Source organism: Nitrospira sp. (assembly GCA_005116745.1).
Lineage (GTDB): Bacteria > Nitrospirota > Nitrospiria > Nitrospirales > Nitrospiraceae > Nitrospira_D.
In genome coordinates this window covers 168827-189376 of sequence record SWDS01000001.1, presented here as the reverse complement: position 1 = coordinate 189376, position 20550 = coordinate 168827, and the positions used below count along the sequence as shown (strand labels likewise).

Annotated in this window: 19 protein-coding genes and 1 pseudogene; 9 read left to right on the top strand and 11 right to left on the bottom strand. The window is 54.8% G+C overall.

Annotation, left to right across the window (positions count from 1 at the left end):
- Positions 1 to 132: 132 nt before the first annotated feature.
- Both E8D52_00945 and ppk1 read right to left on the bottom strand, forming a co-directional pair.
- Positions 133 to 1827, bottom strand: a complete 1695-nt coding sequence (locus tag E8D52_00945) for a hypothetical protein (GenBank protein TKB70691.1) — start codon at positions 1825 to 1827, stop codon at positions 133 to 135.
- A 115-nt stretch (positions 1828 to 1942) separates the two neighbouring features.
- On the bottom strand, positions 1943 to 4081 hold the full coding sequence (gene ppk1, locus E8D52_00940) for a polyphosphate kinase 1 (protein ID TKB70690.1): 2139 nt from the start codon (positions 4079 to 4081) through the stop codon (positions 1943 to 1945).
- Positions 4082 to 4578: 497 nt separating this feature from the next.
- Between ppk1 and E8D52_00935 the strand changes: the two genes are divergently transcribed.
- The 4 genes and pseudogenes from E8D52_00935 (at position 4579) to E8D52_00920 (ending at position 8372) form a co-directional block, all read left to right on the top strand.
- Positions 4579 to 5229 carry a hypothetical protein gene (locus E8D52_00935; protein TKB70689.1) on the top strand — a complete coding sequence of 217 codons (651 nt, stop codon included), beginning with the start codon at positions 4579 to 4581 and terminating at the stop codon, positions 5227 to 5229.
- A gap of 1074 nt (positions 5230 to 6303) precedes the next feature.
- Positions 6304 to 6702, top strand: a complete 399-nt coding sequence (locus tag E8D52_00930; protein ID TKB70688.1) for a CBS domain-containing protein — start codon at positions 6304 to 6306, stop codon at positions 6700 to 6702.
- A 102-nt stretch (positions 6703 to 6804) separates the two neighbouring features.
- A pseudogene (locus tag E8D52_00925) lies at positions 6805 to 7293 on the top strand (CYTH domain-containing protein).
- Positions 7294 to 7325: 32 nt separating this feature from the next.
- Positions 7326 to 8372, top strand: a complete 1047-nt coding sequence (locus E8D52_00920; protein TKB70687.1) for a CHAD domain-containing protein — start codon at positions 7326 to 7328, stop codon at positions 8370 to 8372.
- Positions 8373 to 8467: 95 nt separating this feature from the next.
- On the opposite strand, the gene E8D52_00915 is transcribed toward E8D52_00920, so the two are convergent.
- Together E8D52_00915 and E8D52_00910 are read right to left on the bottom strand one after the other, a co-directional pair.
- The gene (locus tag E8D52_00915) at positions 8468 to 8821 is read right to left on the bottom strand and encodes a hypothetical protein (GenBank protein TKB70686.1); all 354 of its coding nucleotides are present in this window, start codon (positions 8819 to 8821) and stop codon (positions 8468 to 8470) included.
- On the bottom strand, positions 8818 to 9057 hold the full coding sequence (locus tag E8D52_00910; GenBank protein TKB70685.1) for a DUF433 domain-containing protein: 240 nt from the start codon (positions 9055 to 9057) through the stop codon (positions 8818 to 8820). The genes E8D52_00915 and E8D52_00910 overlap by 4 nt, the downstream gene beginning before the upstream one ends.
- A gap of 39 nt (positions 9058 to 9096) precedes the next feature.
- Between E8D52_00910 and E8D52_00905 the strand changes: the two genes are divergently transcribed.
- Entirely contained in the window at positions 9097 to 9387 is a 291-nt protein-coding gene (locus tag E8D52_00905; protein ID TKB70684.1) for a CHAD domain-containing protein, read from the top strand.
- A 121-nt stretch (positions 9388 to 9508) separates the two neighbouring features.
- On the opposite strand, the gene E8D52_00900 is transcribed toward E8D52_00905, so the two are convergent.
- The 5 genes from E8D52_00900 to E8D52_00880 all read right to left on the bottom strand — a co-directional run bounded on the left by E8D52_00900 (position 9509) and on the right by E8D52_00880 (position 14429).
- The gene (locus tag E8D52_00900; protein TKB70683.1) at positions 9509 to 10177 is read right to left on the bottom strand and encodes a hypothetical protein; all 669 of its coding nucleotides are present in this window, start codon (positions 10175 to 10177) and stop codon (positions 9509 to 9511) included.
- A 217-nt stretch (positions 10178 to 10394) separates the two neighbouring features.
- On the bottom strand, positions 10395 to 11042 hold the full coding sequence (locus E8D52_00895; protein ID TKB70682.1) for a hypothetical protein: 648 nt from the start codon (positions 11040 to 11042) through the stop codon (positions 10395 to 10397).
- Positions 11043 to 11138: 96 nt separating this feature from the next.
- Positions 11139 to 11771: a septum formation protein Maf gene (maf, locus tag E8D52_00890; protein ID TKB70681.1), complete on the bottom strand. Its 633-nt coding sequence runs from the start codon at positions 11769 to 11771 to the stop codon at positions 11139 to 11141.
- Positions 11762 to 13045 carry a tRNA-dihydrouridine synthase gene (locus E8D52_00885; protein ID TKB70680.1) on the bottom strand — a complete coding sequence of 428 codons (1284 nt, stop codon included), beginning with the start codon at positions 13043 to 13045 and terminating at the stop codon, positions 11762 to 11764. The genes maf and E8D52_00885 overlap by 10 nt, the downstream gene beginning before the upstream one ends.
- A complete protein-coding gene (locus E8D52_00880) occupies positions 12939 to 14429 on the bottom strand; it encodes a DUF692 domain-containing protein (protein TKB70679.1) in 1491 nt (496 codons plus the stop codon). Before E8D52_00880 ends, E8D52_00885 begins: the two co-directional genes overlap by 107 nt.
- A 165-nt stretch (positions 14430 to 14594) precedes the next feature.
- Between E8D52_00880 and E8D52_00875 the strand changes: the two genes are divergently transcribed.
- The 4 genes from E8D52_00875 (at position 14595) to E8D52_00860 (ending at position 18172) form a co-directional block, all read left to right on the top strand.
- Positions 14595 to 15371 carry a CBS domain-containing protein gene (locus E8D52_00875; protein ID TKB70678.1) on the top strand — a complete coding sequence of 259 codons (777 nt, stop codon included), beginning with the start codon at positions 14595 to 14597 and terminating at the stop codon, positions 15369 to 15371.
- A gap of 82 nt (positions 15372 to 15453) precedes the next feature.
- Positions 15454 to 16509, top strand: coding sequence for a TIGR00730 family Rossman fold protein (locus E8D52_00870; protein TKB70677.1), 1056 nt, complete (start codon positions 15454 to 15456; stop codon positions 16507 to 16509).
- A gap of 79 nt (positions 16510 to 16588) precedes the next feature.
- On the top strand, positions 16589 to 17461 hold the full coding sequence (locus E8D52_00865) for a hypothetical protein (GenBank protein ID TKB70676.1): 873 nt from the start codon (positions 16589 to 16591) through the stop codon (positions 17459 to 17461).
- Positions 17462 to 17473: 12 nt separating this feature from the next.
- Positions 17474 to 18172: a rhomboid family intramembrane serine protease gene (locus E8D52_00860; GenBank protein TKB70675.1), complete on the top strand. Its 699-nt coding sequence runs from the start codon at positions 17474 to 17476 to the stop codon at positions 18170 to 18172.
- A gap of 330 nt (positions 18173 to 18502) precedes the next feature.
- Here the strand turns inward: E8D52_00860 and E8D52_00855 are convergent, their stop codons facing one another.
- Both E8D52_00855 and purE read right to left on the bottom strand, forming a co-directional pair.
- Positions 18503 to 19666: a 5-(carboxyamino)imidazole ribonucleotide synthase gene (locus E8D52_00855; GenBank protein ID TKB70674.1), complete on the bottom strand. Its 1164-nt coding sequence runs from the start codon at positions 19664 to 19666 to the stop codon at positions 18503 to 18505.
- Complete coding sequence (gene purE / locus E8D52_00850) at positions 19663 to 20253, bottom strand: 5-(carboxyamino)imidazole ribonucleotide mutase (GenBank protein ID TKB70922.1); 591 nt, start codon at positions 20251 to 20253, stop codon at positions 19663 to 19665. Before purE ends, E8D52_00855 begins: the two co-directional genes overlap by 4 nt.
- Between the last annotated feature and the right edge of the window lie 297 nt (positions 20254 to 20550).

Below are 20550 nucleotides of genomic sequence, written 5' to 3'. Positions count from 1 at the left end.
TGTTCTCGGCTGGCCAGCACTGAAAAGATATGCGGGGAAGCCTCGCTGCCTTAGCCTCCGTGCCCACTAGATGCACAGAGATTACATCCATCCCTCATTCTTGATATCTCATCTACCTTGCACGTCACCGTTTCAATGTAACCGGTCATGCTTGGTTCTCCATACGTTAAGGAATGCTGCGAACTTGACTCTCACCAAGGCGCGCTCATCGGAGACCTTCTCCAGGAATTCTGACAGACGCCGGGATTTCAGCACCGTGTACACGGTCACAGCTGTCGTTGGGATCAGGACGCACAGAAATATGAAGAGCTTTCTTATGAATGGGCTATCAGCCTCGGCGATTAAATTCATGCCCAGAAAGCCCGTCGTTGCCATGCCGATCAACCCAACCGTAGTCACGACGGTCAGACGCACCATCGTTTCTCCCTGTCGGCGCAGCACCTCACTATCCAGATACTGACTCATATCTTCAATCGCTTCTCGAACCTCGGTGTAGAGCTGGGCTGTTCCGAGATGCCTATTCGTCATCCGAAACAATTCCTTCACCTGGGTATGTTCCGAGACGTCCTGGAACCAGTACCGATGAGTAAAACGCAGGAACATGCCGAGGATCTGCTGAATCATGTGCCGGAAATTCCTGACCGATTCTAGATTTCCTGGTTCCAGCCGGTTGAGGGCATCAACCAGACGGTCGGACAGCATGAGCATGGCGGCCTTATGAAAATGGGCGATCAAAAAGAGGACAAAATACTCGTGCCGGAACTGCTCAAGACCAGTTTTTCGGATGGCTAAAAACCGGTCGCTACAGTCACTCACTTGCGTCAACACGCGTCCGCTGCAGATGAAGCGGGTTCCCGGGCGCTTGGGGTCTTGTTCGCTCCAGTAGCGATCATAGAAGTACCGGTCTTCAAAGTCGCATAAGTGCCGTTCGGAATAGGGCAGAGAGTCCGATGGATCAGGCGCGGCGGCTAGCCCCAGCCGTATGAAGTTCCCCCGGGTCAGCGCTGCCGGATTATCAATCGTCAAATAGGCCATCAGCGGCAAGAGGTGAGATTCGATCTGCCGATAGCGGATGAGGCCCGTCTTACCAGAATGGTGGAGCACCAACGGTTCGAGCAGAAACTCCCAGTGCGAGGCGATGCACGGCGCCCGGTACTGACACACAAATGACAAGTACTTCTCCTTGTGTTCGTAGTCCGAGGATGCCAGCACCGTGCCATCCCTGGCCAGCCATTCGGCCTTTTTCAGGCAATGGCCACCCTGTCCCTCAGATTCCCAATACGTGGGATATCCTCTGGCAAAACGAAGCATGGTGTCCTCGACACAAGCCAAAGAGAGGTCATCGGCAAAGATCTCCATGGCCAAGATGACGATGTCAATGTCATAGAAAAAGTACAAATCAATATGTGCGACCTCGAATATGACCGGCACAGACTTTGGATCGAGGTAGGTCATCCGCACCCGCGCGATATCGGTGCGACGGAACACACGAATCGGTGATTCCTGATTAATGCCAGGTCCCCGCCCTGTACCCTCACCGTAGAGAAATCGCTGGATGGAGGGGAGGAAGGTGATGAATTCGCCGTAGTGCCGTTCCTGAAACTGAGATGGGTCGCCGGTAAACTCATCTTCCACCTCTCGCCAGAGATTATTGAACCCCTGCGTCTGAATAAAGTCGCAGTGTTTCTGGATCGGCAGATCGTCGCGTATCGGCATTAGCTGGAGTGGCCAGAGTACTATCTGTCGGAAATGCCTAACAACAAGGCTGCGGTCGAGCGCAGTCTCCTCGCATACGTCACTCGTGGTAGATGATGTCGATGGTTCCATAGGCTGCCTGGCAATTAGGCGATGTCGCGTGAGGCAGATGCTCGTGAAGACTTGATGTTATGCGCCGCTCCTCATGGATGACGAGGACCGTCATCATTGCCTTCCATACGGCTCTTTATAATCTAGGTTTCCAGTGCTCCAAAATCCATTGCTGAGAATTAAATGCAGCTTCACCGTTTGCCGGCTGCTTACGCTCATACGTCCCGTCGGGAAGCAACCGCCTTGCCTGCACATTGTCTCGTAGCCCAACACCGAGGATGTCATTGATGATGACCTCGCGCCACTGAGGATCTTCTACAGGAAACAGCACTTCCACTCTGTGGTCCAGATTTCGAGGCATCAGATCGGCGCTCCCCATCAACATATCGTCGTGCCCGCCGTTGCGAAAATAGTAGATCCGCGCGTGTTCCAGAAAACGCCCAACTACTGACGTGACGGTGATGGTCTCACTGATCCCTTGAAGACCCGGCTTTAGGCAACAAATACCCCGCACCTGAAGGTCAATTTTGACTCCGGCTTGCGATGCAAGGTACAGAGCCTGGATACACTGCGCATCGACCAATGCATTCATCTTGAAGGCGATATACCCATCACTATACTGCCGGTGGCGGCAGGTCTCTCGCTCGATCCGATCGAGTAGTTGCTGCCTGAGTGTTGTCGGTGCAACGAGCAACTTGGAATACATGTTTTTGCGGGAGTACCCAGTCAGTGAGTTGAACAGATTGGATACATCGTGGCTAATGGCAGGATCACACGTAAAGTAGCTCGCATCGGTATAGATACGACTGGTGACCACGTTATAATTTCCGGTGCCGAGATGGACATAGCGGCGGATCCCCTCCGGTTCGCGCCGGACGATGAGACAGACCTTCGCATGCGTCTTGAGCCCGCGCACACCGTACACAACGTGCACACCTTCGTCTTCAAGCTTCCGGGCCCATTCAATGTTATTTTCTTCGTCGAATCGGGCCTTGAGCTCAACCAAGACCGCAACTTGTTTACCGTTGACGCGAGCTTCCAGCAGCGCATCGACAATGGGTGATTTTGGATTGACGCGATAGAGGGTCTGTTTAATGGCGAGGACGTCTGGGTCGTTTGCGGCTTCTCGCAGAAACTCCACAACCGGCATGAAGCTGTCATACGGATGATACAACAGCACGTCCTGCTGACGAATGGCAGCCAAAAGACTGCCTGATTTACTCACGCAGGGAGGGACGGCCGGAACAAACGGCTGATCTTTTAGGTCAGGACGCTCAAGTGCATGCAGTTCACGAATCCCAGCCATCCCGATCGGGCTGTGTCCTGCATAGACAAGGTACGATGGGAGCTGAAGGTTTCTTGTCAGGATTTCGCGGATGGGACTGGGTGTCGCCACATCCAATTCCAAGCGAACGGCTGACGTGTACTGTCGCTGATCGAGCTGTGCTTCCACCGCCTCGATAAGATCCGATGCTTCGTCTACCTCAATCGCAACATCGGCATCTCGCGTCACACGGAATGGATAGGATGCGACAACGTCCAAACCAGGGAAGAGATTGTCCAGGTTGTGCGCAATAACCTCTTCCAGCCAGACAAATTGCTGCACTCCTCCAGCTCCGCCCAAGCCCATCTGGTGACGGGCAACATCCTCATCTGTGGGGATCGGCACCAGTCGCGGGAAGACATCAGGCACTTTGACGCGCGCGAAACAGTCACCGTGATCAGGGTCCTTTACCAATACGGCAAGATTAAAGCTCAGACTCGAGATATGAGGGAACGGATGGGTCGGGTCAAAGGCGAGCGGAGTCAGCACTGGAAATATTTCTCGCTGAAAGTACCCTTGGATCGCCTCTCGTTCCCGCTGCGCCAACTCCGCATAATGTAGAATGCGAATGCCTGCCTCTGCCAACCCTGGCAACACATCCTGTTTCCAGCACGTATCGTATCGTTCATAGTGGACCATCAGTTCTCGGTTGATCGTCAGTATTTGCTCTGATGGAGTCATGCCGTCTGGCGTCGTTCCGACGATTCCGCCAGCCACCTGACGATGGAGACCTGAGACTCGAATCATGAAAAACTCATCCAGATTCGTGGCGAAGATCGCCAGAAACTTCACTCGTTCCAAGAGAGGGTGCCGCTTGTCCTCGGCTTCTTCAAGGACCCGCAGATTGAATCGCAGCCAGCTGAGCTCTCGATTCAGGAGATGGCGCGACTCATCGATACCCTGCTCTGGCTCGGCTGCTGATTCTCCAGACCCAGCAGACTGATCGATCATGGAACCTCCTTGAGGATGAACACTCTCTTGCACCTGTTCTTTCGCATTCTACATGGAGGGACTGATCCTGTTCAGAAAAGGCACGCCGCCACGGTCTGGGAAAACACACACCGTGACGCTGCCAACAGATGCCACTTCGATTCTGATCAAGCTACCAACCGGCAAATCGTGAGAGTTTATCCCGCATCCGATCACAACATCATTACAGGAGCGTTACAGATCTGTAACATTTAGATCTCGTGCCGTACATACCGCTGGCAACTACTGGTGTTCGTGAAATCAATGCGTTGGTTTCAAGGAACATTCGTGGCGTAAGAGCCAGCTCGCCTATTATCTCCTACTGATTCTCGAGTGAGAGCCATTACGCCGAGAGACTGCCGACAGTCAATCTTCGATTTCGTGTGTGCCTTGAAGGTCGCTTAGCCTGACATAGCCTTCTCCGACCGGATAGAGTAATCAGCCGTGGTACTTCGTATGTTAGTGTGTTTAGACAAATCATGAATGCTTTTGGAACCGCGTCCGCAGCAAATCGGCTATGCTTCATCGCCTGCCTTTCTTTGAGCTGGCTCCTTTCACAGAGTATCACCCGAGCAGAGCTCCAGCCTGAAGTAACGGTGTGGCTGGAGTCTGGTCAAGCTGTCGCGACCAGTCAATTGAGCGGCCGGAGGGAAATACCGTTGGGAGCTCAGGAAGTGGTCATCAGCTCAGGCACGAATGGGATCAATGGCATCATGGTGACGTCTCGTCGGCTCTTAGGGTTTTCAAGCCGTGCCCTGACCTGGAGCAAGAAAGAACTGGACGTGAATGAAAAGGTTCTCGAGCGGACAATCCTCCCAAGCTTCAGTCTCATCAGGACGGATCGACATCTGTACGGATTTCGGGGCGTCAACGGCCTATGGCTCGAAGAAGCATTAGGTGTACGTGAAAAAGTGACTCGCTTTCACAGCAACGACTATGGAGCAGTCTTCATCACCAATGAGCGTGTGGTTGGATTCACACCACTGCTCGGCGGCTTCGCATCGAAGTTGTTGGATGTGCATGAGCGCATCGTGGGTGTGGAGAATGACAATGGGCTCATTCTCGTTTCCACCACAAAGCGAACGCTGGTCTTCGGCAGTCGTTTGAGCGGATGGGAGGAATTCGAGTAACGGTACTCGCCTACTCTTGCCAGATTGTGTTCACAGCTACCCACCTGGCCACACACGCAGCTGTCAGGGCGAACGAATAGGGAAGGTAACCACATCCTGCTTGGCCATATCTCGCGTCAGAATCCTCCCGTTACGATCATCACACCATCCTTTCACACAGAATTAGCACCTCTGTAATGGCCGCGAAACAGTGCCCCTGTAGACTTCCACCATGTTGATCAGTGGGGTCGGTAATTATCACTGTCGAACACTAAGCCGGAAGGAGGTGACAAGCCATGACACAGTGGATCATCGAAGCGTTACTATTGAGCGCTATTCTGGGACTCACATACACCGTGTTATCCCTGGGACGCAAGTAGATGATGCGACTAGAAAGAAGTGGAGATACGGCTGTGAGGGGAAAGGAGAAGACGAAAGCCGGAGGGGGAGATACTCAACCCACCGGCTCTCGTCAGGAGGAAGAATTCGCTTTCGGCAATAGACAAGACCCAACTTCATTACTGCGACCTCCGTATCAACTTGATGATGCGCCCTGAGGTCGCGTCAATATAGAGTCTCGTCATTCGTCGCCTTGCAGGGACGCACCTCCACCAATCTCGCAAGCGCTCAGCATACGACTGGATGCTTCCTGACTATAGGTTAGGTTCGATCCCTTCACCGAACCGACCTTAGCCTTATGAACACGCTGCTGGCGCGCATCGTAATGATTGCCAAACAGACCATGAGTGACTTCATCAGCAAAAACCCCGCTCGCAATTCAGCAGCCATGGTGCCTCCCCCCTTCTCTGGTACAGACCTAAACATGTTTCCCCTCCATCGACGTCACGACCCCCTACACAGGAGATGTGTCGCGATACTTCGATTCATCATGAACGGGCTCCGTGATGAATCCTGAGTACACGTCTTGCTGCACTGAGCAGGAATCTATATTTTTCGCATCACCGCTTCATTGCCGAATCGTTAATATGGCGTGAACAATCTTCCGTACAACCCCACAAATGTTACCTTTCTGTAATCCCCGCCTAACGCCAACGCAACACGTCATTGATAGCCTGGATCCACTACAACAATAAAATGGAGGATCAGATTATGGTCACAGTCGGCAACTTAATGCAGAAGGCACCAGTGACAGTAGACGCAGGCACGTCGGTCGTCGAGGCGGCGAAATTGATGAAAGCCTGTAACGTGGAAAGTGTGCTGGTGGTCCGCCAAGCGCAGATCATCGGCATTGTGACCGAGTCGGATGTCGTCAAGAAGTTTGTGGGCGCGGAGAAAGCCGCGTACTTCGTGCCGGTGGAGGACATCATGAGCAGTCCGGTGCCAGGCATCGAAGAGCGGCGGCCGTTGACGGAAGCCGCTGATCTCATGGACAAGCAACGCACACTCCACCTGGGAGTCACCAAAGCCGGTGCACTCATCGGATTGCTGTCGGTTCGGGACTTTCTTCGTCCAGTCTCCCTCGACGAGTTCTAACGACCCTGCCTTTCATGAGCCGGCTGCCTGCTCAGATAGGCAGCCCCTCGCCCCCTCTCTTCCACATCGCCAGTTCGCACGGGCGATCTCCCCCGGCATTTCCTGACAACCCACCGGGAGTTGCGTTTCCCTCTCTCCTGCGTTGATACTTACAGGCGCCGGTTCTGCCGTGAGGATTCCACCTTGTCTCGATTGGACACCCACCTCGCTCCTCATGGTCGCTCCTCCCCGATCTCTTCACAACGAGAACGCGAACGGAAGCTGACCGTCACACCTGATTTCCGTCTGCCTCGGCTGCCCGGGGTGTCGCTGCCTCGGAAGCTGGTGATCTCCACCTATTACGACACCACGGCCTATGATCTGGCCCACGCACGGATCACCTTGCGCTATCGAATCGACCGGGGGAAAAGGGCCTGGCAGCTGAAACTCCCGTTGGGTGATGATCGGCAGGAGATAGAAGTGGCTGGCACCCAAGCCAATCCACCAGACTCCTTGCGCCAGCTGCTGATGCTCTATCTCAGCCATCGCAAACTGGTGCCGGTCGTGACCCTGCGTGTCTGGCGACGGGGCTTCTTGGTGCATCATGGCCGAGTGCCCATCGCGGAGAGATTGCCCTCGACACAGTGGCTGTTGAGAAGAACGGCGGTATCATCCAACGCTTTCGCGAACTTGAAATCGAACAGCGGCAGGGCGACGAGGCCTCGCTTCGTTCCCTTGAACAGCAGATGCGCGAGGCCGGAGCGTCCGATCATGACGGACGGCCAAAGTTCTTTCGGGCCCTCTCGCTCCCAGCCCCCACCCCCTCTGCACCGCCTGAGCCAAAGGCCCCGGTGGTCGACTATCTCAAGTGGGCACTTGCACAGCACGTCGGATGGCTTCTGGCCTATGATCCCGGCACGAGACTCGGCACCGAGCCTGAGAGCCTGCATCAACTACGCGTCGCGACCAGGCGTCTGCGCGCAGTACTCCGCACAGCCCGGCCGATCCTCCTTCCCGCATGGGTCACGACACTGGAACAGGAGCTCACATGGCTCAGCAAGCTGCTGGGCCCGGCCCGCGATCTCGACGTCCAGATCGCCCATTTCACGGAAGAATCTGCCAATTTAGATGCGCGAGATCGCAAGCTGCTGGCACCATTCATCGCCCATCTACACACGCAACGGGAGGCCGTTCAGCAGATGGTGATTAGCGAACTCACAGGCGCTCGCTACGTGGAACTGATCCGTCGGCTTCAACAAGCGACACAGGCCCCCTCGGTCATGGAGTCTCCTCTGACCGTGCGCGACCTCGCCAGACGGGAATTCACGAAGTTGCGCAAAGCGATCAGCCGACTCACTCCTTCCTCGTCGGATACCGCACTGCACAAGATCCGCATCAAGGCTAAACGCGCCCGCTACGCAGCGGAACTTGCTCGCAGCTCAGTAGGGAAACCAGCCAGCAGGTTTATCAAGTCCACGCGTGCGGTCCAGAACCTCCTGGGCCTCCATCAGGATGCGATCCAAGCCGAACGTCACGTCCGACAGTTCCTCAAATACTCGACGAGTGTCCGTGCGGGATTCGTCGCAGGACGCATGGCCGAACGCCAACGACAACGGCGTAAACTCGTGCGCCAGGGCATAAAACCGTTGTTCAAGACGCTGCTGAAACGAGGGAAGAAAGCGTGGGGATGAACAGGGAGGAAGTTGCCCACAGAACGGTCGCTTCGTCAGCGCAGGACAGGCCGCATTGTCTCCATCTGCATTGGCTGAAAAATCAAGGATCTTGGCTAGATCACGGGAGTGACGGATGATCGATCGACTTCGACCAAGGTGTGGGTTTCGAGAAGCCGCTCAATGGCAGGCAAGTGGCGACCGAGCAAGGCTCTCAAGTCATGAGCAGCTATGTTACCTGTTTTGATCAAAAGCAATTTCCATGGGCGTCCATGTAACACATGGGAATACACAAAATCCGAGTCTTTGGAGACCACGACTCGCTGTTCACTCACAGATATCTCACTGATCACTGAATCTTTCGTGTGATTACCCGCCGAGAGATTCAGCGTGTGGATCGCATCATGTCCACGTTCTTCGAGAAGAACACAGAGACGGCGTGGCAGATGCGCATCGAGGAGAAACTTCACTTCAAGGCCAGATGAACACTTTTGGCAGCCAACATCTTTCGGGAAAACTCCAGGCAGGCCAAAATATCGTCTCGCTCCAGATCAGGGAACTCAGCCAACACCTGCTCCACGGAATCTCCCCCGGCTAAATACTCGAGAATGCTTTCCACAGGATACCTCAAACCACGAATGCAGGGCTTCCCGTGACAGAGTTCCGGATCGACGGTGATACGTGAAAGTAAATTGTCGCGAGACATGGAGCCATTCTACAGCTCCTGCCCAACGATGCCAAGGTAATGTTATGCACACGCTATATGGGGGAACCAGCTCGCAGCTCGGTAGGGAAACCAGCCAGCCGGTTTATCAAGTCCGCGCATGCGGTCCAGGATCTACTAGGCATCCATCAGGATGCGATCCAAGCCGAACGTCACGTCCGACAGTTCCTCAAATACTCGACGAGTGTCCGCGCCGGATTCGTCGCAGGACGCATGGCTGAACGCCAGCGCCAACGCTGCCGCAATGTCAGCAAAGAGATAAAACCGCTGTTCAAGGCGTTGCTGAAACGAGGAAAGCAGGCCTGGGAATGAATGTGAAGCAAGGTGCCCAGTCCTATGTTATGCATAGGTAGACGGTCTTCGGACAGAATACTCAATGTGTCAACGCAAGATCCGGCTCCCTTTTAGGTTTAACTCAGACCTAGCTTACTGATCAATTTTCCCAATCGACGTGACCGCTTTTCTCAAGTGGAAAGCCTGGATCAATTTTCTCCAGCAGTGTCTTAGACTGTTCTCCTTCCACGGGAAGATTTATGACCTTGAGTGCGGTCTTCCATTGATTATCTATTCGTCTCATTCGAAGCAACTCTGTGAAAAATTGATTCCTCGCACTAAAGAAAATGTTCCATCTGAGCGAGTCATTAGAGAGTGAAATGGGCTTGAGCACTTGCGATTGATGCGGTGCAAGATTGCCGATAGAAAACTGGACCTCATTTTCCAAGTCCGAAATGGAATAGCCTTTCTGTTTCGTTTTTTCCAGATCAACGATTCTCACAGTAACATCATAAAGTGGATATTCCCCTTGATGGAGTAGAATGAGCCTCGGCGGGTTAAATTGTAAAAGAACGGTTATATAGGCAAAACTATTACCGCCAGTGATGGACGAGGCTATGTGCTCGTTTAGTTCTGCAATTCGTCGTTCCTGTGCTGCTTGCTGAGCTGATGCCAAAAATGCTGCCACTATTGAGACAGTGGCTCCGAGGAAGATAAGAAGTTCTCGCTTCCTCTTCTTCCGTGGTGAACGGAACCAGAAAGTAGCCCATGCAACCAGCAACGAGCCAATAAGGACTGCAAAAGCCGGCCCGCCAATGAAATCCCACATAGATCGCCTAATTCCCGCGAATTTTGGTGAATTGTAGGAGACCTTGCACCAATGTCGCAAGTGAGGATACGAACGGCAGACCCATAAATGGGTGGATCATGACCTAGCTCTTTCAGCTGACAGCTGGCCGTCGCATCGAGCATCCCAAGAGAATGGTCATTTTGGCAGAGCATGGAGCATTTGGCTTGAGGGCGCAGCAGTCGAAGAATGGTGAAGCTTACTTTACTTTGGACAATTCGGCGGGAACTCTGATCTCTTGTCCGTCTTGCAGATTGACGACGAACACCGATGTGGCGTTGGGGTCAAACTGTTCATAGGCAAACACTGCGGTAAACCGGGATCGGAAGACTGGGCCGCTCGTTTCGTTTTTTCTCCCCCGTTCGGCCTTCCCGATGTCGATCGGCTTGACTCGCTTCGATCCTTGCTGCAACTCAATCAATGCGCCCTCGGCGAAGTACTCATCATCGCCGCACAGCTGCACTTCCATTTCCATGTTGGGCATGTCCATCACTTTCTGAATGAACTCCTCGGGCATGCGCACGTCTGTCTTCCGCTTCTTCGATTCTGCCGCCTCTTGGCGACCAAAGGCTTCCAGGCGATACCGCTTGGTGCGAAGGACGGCGCTCGCGCCGCAGGGCTCTTTCTCCGGGTCAGCCCCCACGCGAGTCGCTAAGGACGCTTGCTGAAGGACTTTCTTGACGTCTTCCGGGGAATTAGCCTTTTCCATTGGAATGCGCCCGATCTCCAGCGCTTTATGCGCCTCGTCTGGCGATAGATTGACCTCAATCGCCCACACGCCACTGTTCCCTGCTACAAGGACTCCAATCAAGCCCGCCAGCGACGCAATCCGTTTGCGAACAGTCATGCCTTCCTTTTATCTCGCCGCTATGGCGAGACCCAACGTATTCGGCACAATCCGATGAATGGCGTGTATTGTAGGTGAACCCTCATGCCTTTGCAATTAGGAGCTGACCCGATTCCAGTTCGCATAGGGTTGACGTCGATACAGGTCCTCGACGTTCACGAGAAGCGGATAACCGGCTGACCGAAGCAGATGCGCCACAAGCTTCAGCGGTAATCCCACCACGGTCGTATAGTCGCCGGCGATCCGTTCCACTAGATCTCCACCGAGTCCTTGGATCGCATAGGCTCCGGCTTTGCCTAACGACTCCTCCGATGCAAGATACCGTTCATATGCGTGCTCGAAGTCCGCTTTCATCCAGACTTCCGCCGTGGCCACCTCCACTGATTCAATATGCCGCGCCTGATCGCATAAGGCGACGGCCGTATGGACCTGATGGGAACGGTCAGCCAGACGTGCCAGCATGGTGCGTGCATCGGCAAGGTCGACCGGCTTCCCGAGCAGTTGGCCATCGAGATCGATCACGGTATCACTGCCAAGCACAAGGGCTCGTGACCTCACACATGCCACGAATCTCGCCTTTTCGCGCGCGAAACGCCTGACCTGTTCAATGGGTGATAGCCCGACCGTGGGGTGTTCATCGAACTCCGACGGGCACACCTCGAAGGAAAGGCCCAGCAGTGCCAGGAGTTCCTGGCGGCGTGGCGAACTCGACGCCAGCACTAGCTGCATCGTGAGACCAGTACGCTCGACTCGTCGTCTGATTCGGTCTGGGGCAGGTCCATGACGGTTGCGGGACGATCGTGAAATTCTGCGAGGAGGGCCTGGAGCTCTTCGACGGACGAGACTCGCACCATCTGCGCGCGCAGGGAGGCGGCATGCGGAAAGCCTTTGCAATACCAGCCCAGATGCTTGCGCATGCGGTGAAATTGCTGTGCGCCAAAGAACTGCGTGAACTGACAGGCATGTTCGACTAAAACCGCGAACCGTTCGTGCAGCGGACGCGCACAGACATTCGATCCAACCTCAGGATTGCGCACACCACCGACTCCTATGCGAGCCCGCTCCTTTGCGCGAAAGAACCACGGCGCGCCAAGCACCCCCCGCCCGACCAACACTCCATCGACTCCGGTGTCACACACTCGGCCGGCGATGTCGTCAAGGCTCTGAATGTCCCCATTCCCCAATACCAATGTCGTAGTTCCCCGCGCGAGTGCGGCAGCGCGGGCAATGGCCGACCAATCTGCCGTGCCGCGATACATCTGCTGGAGCGTTCGTCCATGGAGCGAGAGCACGGCCGGCGCTTCCAGTAAAAGTTGTTCGACCCAGTCTTCAACCGTGACCGAATCGTACCCAATCCGCGTCTTCACGGACAGCGGCAGTCGCCGCCGTGGGGGAGGACTCGTGTCGCCGCGCTGTTGATTGAGACGTTCAAACATGGCAATGCGCGCGGACTTCAACCCTGCTTGTTCAAGCGTCTGTCCGTCGGCCCAATCCTCGATGCCCCGTTTGGCTGCCTGCATAATTGCGCGCGCCAGTTCCGGCGTGCGGATCAGCCCGGCGCCTGATCCCGATGACGCCACGCTCTTCGACGGACACCCCATGTTGATGTCCAACCCATCAAAGCCCAGCTCGCACACCACCTGTGCCGCCACATAGAAACGCTCCGGGTCTTTCCCATAGAGCTGCGCCACGATGGGACGCTCCCCCTCGCTGTACCGAAGCGTCTCCAAACACTTCTCCGGTCCGTGACAGACGTCATGGACATGCGTAAATTCCGTGAAGCTGACGTCCGCCTTTCCCTGCTGGGCGATGACCGATCGAAAGCACGCATCGGTGACACCATCCATTGGAGACAATCCAATGATCGGACGTGGGAGATTCAACCAAAAGCTCATATCAGCTCTCGCACACTGGCACACCGGGTTCGTTGGCAAAGCGGTACGCTCGCCGAAGCTCCTCGGCTTCTCTTTTAGCAATGCTGTGCAACTCTGGCACCACCTCATGGACAAATTCTACAAACCGGTCGACCTTCAGCAAGAAAAAATCGTAGGTGCCGACGAGAATCCGTGGCTCACGGAACCAGAATGCCACAAACCCATCAAGCGACACATCACGCTCTCTAAGCCGACGACAGGATTCTACAAACATGTCCTCTACCTTTCCTCCCCAGTGAAGAATCTCATACGGGAGATAGACGGAACGATAGAGGTCCAGTTCTTGGCTGTTGGCGGTGTCTTGGTTCCACTCTGCTCCCGCTGGCTCCATTGTCCCCGCCATAACTCGGGCATATCGATCGTAGGCCTCTGTAAGATTTTGTGTGCTCGATGTCGACATCAGCCCTTCCGACAGTGCGCATGCCTCGGAATCCGGCACGACCTGTTCGGTGTTGCTCAGCTGGCGGAACAGTGCCCCATAGCGCCGGGAGAACTCTGCGAATTCATCCACGATCAATGCCACCGGTTTTGTATCCACCTCCAAGGCAAGACCTTTGAGGCTGGTGAGCTGTGGATGGCAGAGAATCTGATCGAGCATCTCGAATAAGACGGTCGGGATGGGGGCGGCATGGGCATCGATCCAGGCAGGAAGCGCGTCATCGTCCAAACCATCATTCAGCCGTAATGTGAGGGCTCGGTGTGATTCATGAATGGCCAGACCCGCCACGTGAATCTCAACCACACGGTCCATGGGAAACTCGTTGAGAAATATTTCGATAAATCGTGTGAGTGACATGGTCCGATGCACGCCGGAATAGCGAAACACCGTCCAGAGATGGCCTACGTCCAAAACCAGTCCACAGGGAGCCTGTTCGCTAACGATCTGAAAAAACCTTGGGATGGACATCGTCCCTGCAACAAAGTACGTGAGAGGCGGCATTTCGAGCAGCACCAACGGTGTGCTCCCATTGGCCAAACGACACTGTTGATCAAGCAGACGTTGGATCAATCGTGTATTATCAGCCACCACGCTCGCGCTTAACGGCGTATAGAGCGGGGGGAGGTAGGTCCCGTAGTGATAGCCGGCAAGATATTTTGTTGCACACTCATGATTCAGCCAGGCACTCTGCAAGATTACCAGTTGTTCTGCAGCCTCGGAGATTTCTTGTCCAAACGCCGTCGAATCGGCCATCTCGGGTTGCGTGACCCACAACCCTTCGCCATGATATGTCAGTAGACCGTCGCCGACCTCTTTCCTCGTGGATGCCAAGGCCGTCGATGTCGTACGGAACACTTCAAGGTAGGCAAGCGGCACTTGACGTTCTTGTAGACTTCGCCGCAAGCTAGCAAGGTCCGGAGCATGAATATCGACGGAAAGCCCTAACCCATGCACCGGAATGGTCCTGAGCCGACGAATGAACTCCTTATGATAAGGCCCACTCAACACCATCATTTCTCTCTTGCCGACAGTCAAAATTCCTTCCTAGTGTATGCCGGCAAACCATTGAATGACAAGGCTTTCAACCTCTCATGGCCCCCGTGGACCTTCTGCTATACTTGGCATACATTGCGGCCAGGAGGGGGGCAGATTCGTGAGAAAAAGGGACCTCGCTGAGGAATGGCAGACACGGACAGTCAAGAGCCAAAAGCCACGGATCACCAGACCATACTGGTTGCACACATGATGACACCCGGCGTAGTCCAAGTGCCGGGAGACGTCTCGGTCACTGAAGCCGCGTCGCTTTTGGAACGCGAACGCACGCCCTGCCTCTTGGTCAAGGATACTGAGTCTCGCTTCGGACTCATGACACCGACCGACATCGTCAAAAAGGTCGTCGCACAGGGTCTCAAACCGGATGACATTGAGGTCCGCGCCATCATGACACGGCCGGTCCAATTTATCGAGTATGATCGTGCGATGGACGAGGCGTCAGCGCTCATGATGTCCACCGGGACACCGATCCTCATCGTCACGAAACAAAATCAACCGGTCGGCGTCATCACTGCGAGAGACCTGATCCTTTCTCCAAAACGATGCACGACGAAGATCTCAGCCACCATCAGTGTCCTAGAGGGAGGTGGCGTAGGAGATGAGCATCAGGTCGTCATCTCACAACTCAGTCATGCCGGCGCTTCAGTGGAGTCGCTCTCGCCGTTACTGCCGGGGGCCAGAGTCCTATTGAGCTTTTGCCTCTCTGAGATAATGAGCCCTTTGACCATCCGAGGGAGTATCTTGAATACCACGCAAGTTGAGCGGATATCTGGCAGCACAGGTTCCCTCATAGCCGTGCCTCGGGGTATAGAGATACAATTCGTCGATCTCTCTCCTGCAGACCAGTCCAGAATCAAAGCCTGGGTACTGGCCAATCTCCCTAAGACGTTCGAGTCCTCCTAGACCGCACATAATCCCGACAATCTTTGACCAACGTCTGATCCATTGATACAATTTTATGTCTCACTCAATGGAAAGGGTAGCTATGAATACAACCGGTAAGTCTTCGCAGGGTCGATCCCGCCCCGTTTTATCGCGAGATGAGATTCTTCATCAGGTCAGCAGCCTTCTTGATAGCCCAGAGGATGACCTGCATGCCGCACTCATGCGAGAGCTCCTGACGGGCATGTTGAAACTCCATGACGCACACTTAGATCTCTTGGATGTGAAAATTGTGAACCGCGCCGTTAAAGAACTGCGTCATGCATTCGGCGTCTTCAACGGTTATCGGGACCGGCAGAAAGTCAGCATTTTTGGCTCGGCTCGCACCCCCTCCACCGATCCCAATTATCAACTCGCCCACCAATTCTCCCAAGCCATCGTCCGGGAAGGGTTCATGGTCATCACCGGTGGGGCAGATGGGATCATGCGTGCGGCTCAAGAGGGTGCCGGACGCGAGAACAGCTTTGGCGTCAACATTATGCTGCCCTTCGAACAAGGTCCGAACTCCACAATCGCCGATGACCCAAAGCTCATTACCTTCAAATACTTTTTCACCCGCAAGTTGATGTTTCAAAAGGAAGCCAACGCCATCGCGCTCTTCCCTGGTGGGTTCGGCACACATGACGAAGGTTTTGAAATCCTCACGCTCGCCCAGACAGGCAAAAGTGATCCACAACCAATCATCTGCATTCAGGCCCCTGGCTGCGACTATTGGGACGATTGGTCGGCCTTTGTGACGCGGCAACTGCTGACGCGTAAGCTCATCAATGAAGAGGACATGAGCCTCTTCACCATCGTCAATTCTGCAGATGCAGCCGTGAGCCAGATCCTCAGATTCTATCGCCGCTATCATTCCATGCGCTTTGTGGGACGAGAGCTCGTGATGCGGCTCAAGCAGACCATTACGCCTGAGCAACTCGAACAGCTCCGAGACCGATTCTCCGATCTCCTATCGGAAGGCACGTTCGAACTTCGTGGCCCACTCGCGGAAGAATTGGACGAACCGGCCCTGCGTGATCTCCCTCGACTCGTGTTCACTTTTAATCGACGCAATGCTGGCCGACTTCGCCAATTGATCTGTCACCTGAACGAGTTGTGAGCCAGGCCGTATAGGTCGGCATGAACGCGACAGATGTCTTTTAGTCCTGACTTGGGCATGCTATTCTCTCCCAGCTCTTATGGGTAATGTATCTTCAGCGCCTCCATTCCAGGGTTCTCCGGACATTGTCCTGTACCATGCCGAATGTTCCGATGGGTTCGGGGCAGCCTGGGCTCTCTGGAAAAAGTTTCCGAGTGCGAGTTTTTTACCAGTCAAACACGGCCACCCGCCCCCTCCCGATCTCAAGGATCACCGTGTCGTGATCGTTGATTTCAGCTACGCTCGGCCGATACTAGAAACCATGGCCTCCGAGACCAAAGAACTTCTGGTTCTCGATCACCATATCACCGCTGAGCGGACCTTGGACGGCTTTTCAAATGCATACTTCGATCAAACAAAGTCCGGCGCCGTCCTAAGCTGGGAATGGGCCCACCGCTCGCCAGCTCCCTGGCTGCTTCAATACATTCAAGACAAGGATTTATGGACCTGGGCTTTGCCGAACAGTCGCGAAATTAACGCGGCCTTGGCATCCTACCCATTTGATTTCAATGTATGGGATCGCTTTACTCAGTCGACGCTCGAGCAGGAAGGCCGAGCCATCTTGCGGTATGAACAGGAACTGGTCGGCAAACTCGCGGCACAGGCTGCTCTGGTTGAATTTCAGGGGGTGGTCGTTCCCTCCGTGCAAAGCGCCATTCTCACGAGCCAAATCGGCGAACGGCTCTCGCCGCATCATCCTTTTTGTCTGATCTGGCATGACCGCGATGGTCGTCGCTATTTCAGCATGCGGTCCCGAGCCGACGGGACTGATGTTGGGACTATTGCCGCCTCGTTTGGCGGCGGGGGCCATACCCATGCAGCCGGCTTTTCCGTTCCTCTGGAGACGGATGGAACTCCTCCGAGTGATCCTAGATTGCCTCGTGTGTTCCGAGCACATCGCCAAACAGCATAGCCGCAGACCCTCATGATTCCTCTCCACGACGATAATCCCACTCAACGGACTCCCATCGTCACGATGATCTTTATCGGCATCTGTGTCGCGGTATTTCTCTATCAAGTGAATCTTCCCCAGGAGGCTGCCAACCTCTTCGCATTTCAATACGGCGCCATCCCTGCCATTGTCTTCGGCCAGGCTTCGCTTCCCGAGGAAGCCGTTGCCTTTCCAGCATCTCTCAGCCTGGTGACTAGCATGTTTCTTCATGGAGGCTGGATGCACCTACTTGGGAACATGCTCTACCTCTGGATTTTCGGCAATAACATCGAAGATGCGATGGGTCATGCGAAGTTCGTCGTCTTCTATCTCCTAGCCGGTATCCTGGCTGCGCTGAGCCATGCCTTAACTGACCCTTCCTCCCAAATCCCGATGGTGGGCGCCAGCGGGGCCATCTCAGCTGTGCTCGGTGCCTATCTGCTGTTATTTCCACGCGCTCACGTGCTGGTCTTGCTGCCCGCGATCGGGATGACCCGAGTACCAGCAGGCATCGTCCTCGGCATGTGGTTTGTCACGCAGCTGATCAGTGGAGGCATGAGCGTGGGCGCGACAGGAGGGGGCGTCGCCTTTTTCGCTCATATCGGTGGATTCATCGCAGGCATGGCACTGATTGGTCTTTTCAAACGGAAGGATGTGCGTTTTTTTTCGCCTGGCCGGTCGACGTGGTCTTAATGAGGACCTCCCTTCCTGAACCGAGAAGGCTGCTCATGCAGCATCCAACATCTCTCTGACCTTCTTGCCTGATCCACGCCGGCAGTAGGGATACGCACAAAGGCCTTCCAGTACCCGCAGCACGCGAAGGGGCGAACCGTAGATAGTTTTCGCCCGGCCCACCCAGCACCTGTAGGAATAGGCATTTGCCCAAGCCGTGCGTTGAGCCTCTGCGCAATGCGATCTGCCTGCGCGACGCGCTTCGGCGAGGCAGTGGGCGCCGCTGACGAACTTTGTCAATAGTCTGCTGGGAGTCTTTTGCGCAACGAGGTGTGAAAGATTGGAACGAGCTTAGGCAGGTCGTCGGACGCGTGCAATGAACTGACGAGCCGTTTCTGCTGCTGTCGCCACTTGAGGAGCGGTAAAGGTCACATGCCCCATCTTCCTCCCAGGACGAATCATCCGCTTTCCGTACAGATGAAGCACAGCCCCTGCGGTTGAATGGAGTGCATAGGATCCTTCGCTGGATGCCACAGCTCTCATTTCCTCACCAATGAGATTGACCATAACCGCAGGACTCAACAGCCTCGTTTCTCCCAATGGAAGCCCACAGGTCGCTCGTACCTGTTGCTCGAATTGGGATACCGTACAGACATCTAGCGTATAGTGGCCTGAGTTGTGAGGACGAGGTGCAATCTCGTTAATAAGCAGAGACCCATCCTTGGCCTGAAAGAGTTCCACACAAAATACACCTACACCCTGTAACGCCGTGACGGCTCGCTTCGAAAGTTCTGTTGCCTGCTCAGCAACGTCAAGTGGAATAGCAGCAGGCACCCACGTTTCTCGTAAGATGCCCAGCTCATGCCGATTCTCGACCACTGGATACACACAGGACGCCCCACATTCGCTTCGCACGACGAGCACCGAGAGCTCTCGGACATATTCAATGAACTGTTCGAGAATCCATCGTTGACCGGTCTTGACTGCTCCCAAGATCTGTTCAAGCTCCTGGACATCCGAGGGCTTTCGAAGTAGCCACTGACCTTTTCCGTCGTACCCACTTTTTGCGGTCTTACAAACAGCGGGAAGGCCGAGACGGTCGACAGCTGAGACGAGTTGAGATGCCGATTCGACGATGGCGAACGCGGGGACAGAGAGGTGTCGTGACAATAGGTATTGCTTCTGTTCAATCCGGTCTTGGAGGATCTTCAGCACAGCTCCCGTAGGTCGCATCGGGCAACGCATCTCCAGCCATTCACAGAGCGCAGCCGGCACATTTTCCCATTCCAAAGTCACGGCATCGACGAGACTGGCAAATCGGTCACGGGCACCAAGATCTGAGAATGGCGCAGTACATGAGTGGGTGGCAAGCCGATGAGCTGGCGCGTCGGCATCTGGATCCCAGACAGCCACCTGATAGCCCATGCGGTGGGCAGCCGCAGTGAACATCGCCCCCAATTGTCCCCCACCCAATACTCCGAGCGTGGAACCAGGCTCAAGGACTCGTTCCGTCACGGGCGTCGGCTCATCTCGTCCGCCCCGAGGTTACCACGACCGGTGCCCTTGGCCTCGGGAGAATTGAGAACACGCTTCGTTTGAGCCGCCCGATAGCGCTTAACGTTTTGCGCAATGTCAGGATGGCTTCCCGCCAAAATCTGTCCTGCGAGGAGGCCAGCATTTTCGGCACCTCCGATCGCGACGGTAGCCACGGGAATGCCTTTGGGCATCTGAACGATGGACAACAAGGAATCGAGGCCGCGAAGGTTTTCTGTAGGAATCGGGACACCGATGACCGGAAGATGAGTTTTTGCTGCCAGCATGCCGGGAAGGTGAGCCGCTCCTCCAGCCCCCGCAATGATGACTTTGATCCCGCGCCCTGGAGCACTGGCGGCGTACTCGAAGAGGCGGTCCGGTGTTCGATGTGCAGAAACGACAAGTAGCTCATAGGGAATATTGAGCTCGTCCAAAATCACTCCGGCCTTTTCCAAAATGGGAAAATCTGATTTACTCCCCCCCAAGACCCCGACAAGCGGCTTGCGGTTCTTGACCTCTTGGCTCGCTCGTTGCCGAGAGCGGTTCGCTGTCTGCAGTATTCTGGCCATCATCTACCTCTCCTTCTATGTCCATCATGCAGTCTTTTTCCAGAGAAAAAGTAGTGGCACCTTAGCGAGTCCAACTATTGGGGTCAAGGAGATTGGATTGGTGACAATGACCCCTTCGAACAATTGAGCGAGATACGGCGCTCACAGCAATTCGCTGGTCTGCACACACAACGAGACCACTGTAGGAGCTGTGGTTGCCGATCACGGTGCGTTGGAGCAATGAATATGCACCAAAAAATCGACGGAGACAAAGATGGCCCAGGGGGATACCCTGAGCCATCTTCAAGAAGGAGAGTA

Excerpts from the sequence above, each read along its gene's own strand:
- ppk1 (TKB70690.1), bottom strand. The coding sequence starts at position 4,081 with ATGATCGATCAGTCTGCTGGGTCTGGAGAATCAGCAGCCGAGCCAGAG.
- E8D52_00935 (TKB70689.1), top strand. The coding sequence starts at position 4,579 with ATGAATGCTTTTGGAACCGCGTCCGCAGCAAATCGGCTATGCTTCATC.
- E8D52_00910 (TKB70685.1), bottom strand. The coding sequence starts at position 9,057 with ATGTCTCGCGACAATTTACTTTCACGTATCACCGTCGATCCGGAACTC.
- E8D52_00860 (TKB70675.1), top strand. The coding sequence starts at position 17,474 with ATGATTCCTCTCCACGACGATAATCCCACTCAACGGACTCCCATCGTC.
- E8D52_00885 (TKB70680.1), bottom strand. The coding sequence starts at position 13,045 with ATGAGGTGGTGCCAGAGTTGCACAGCATTGCTAAAAGAGAAGCCGAGG.
- E8D52_00880 (TKB70679.1), bottom strand. The coding sequence starts at position 14,429 with ATGATGGTGTTGAGTGGGCCTTATCATAAGGAGTTCATTCGTCGGCTC.
- E8D52_00870 (TKB70677.1), top strand. The coding sequence starts at position 15,454 with ATGAATACAACCGGTAAGTCTTCGCAGGGTCGATCCCGCCCCGTTTTA.
- E8D52_00945 (TKB70691.1), bottom strand. The coding sequence starts at position 1,827 with ATGGAACCATCGACATCATCTACCACGAGTGACGTATGCGAGGAGACT.
- E8D52_00865 (TKB70676.1), top strand. The coding sequence starts at position 16,589 with ATGGGTAATGTATCTTCAGCGCCTCCATTCCAGGGTTCTCCGGACATT.
- purE (TKB70922.1), bottom strand. The coding sequence starts at position 20,253 with ATGGCCAGAATACTGCAGACAGCGAACCGCTCTCGGCAACGAGCGAGC.
- E8D52_00895 (TKB70682.1), bottom strand. The coding sequence starts at position 11,042 with ATGACTGTTCGCAAACGGATTGCGTCGCTGGCGGGCTTGATTGGAGTC.
- maf (TKB70681.1), bottom strand. The coding sequence starts at position 11,771 with ATGCAGCTAGTGCTGGCGTCGAGTTCGCCACGCCGCCAGGAACTCCTG.
- E8D52_00930 (TKB70688.1), top strand. The coding sequence starts at position 6,304 with ATGGAGGATCAGATTATGGTCACAGTCGGCAACTTAATGCAGAAGGCA.
- E8D52_00900 (TKB70683.1), bottom strand. The coding sequence starts at position 10,177 with ATGTGGGATTTCATTGGCGGGCCGGCTTTTGCAGTCCTTATTGGCTCG.
- E8D52_00875 (TKB70678.1), top strand. The coding sequence starts at position 14,595 with ATGGCAGACACGGACAGTCAAGAGCCAAAAGCCACGGATCACCAGACC.
- E8D52_00905 (TKB70684.1), top strand. The coding sequence starts at position 9,097 with ATGTTATGCACACGCTATATGGGGGAACCAGCTCGCAGCTCGGTAGGG.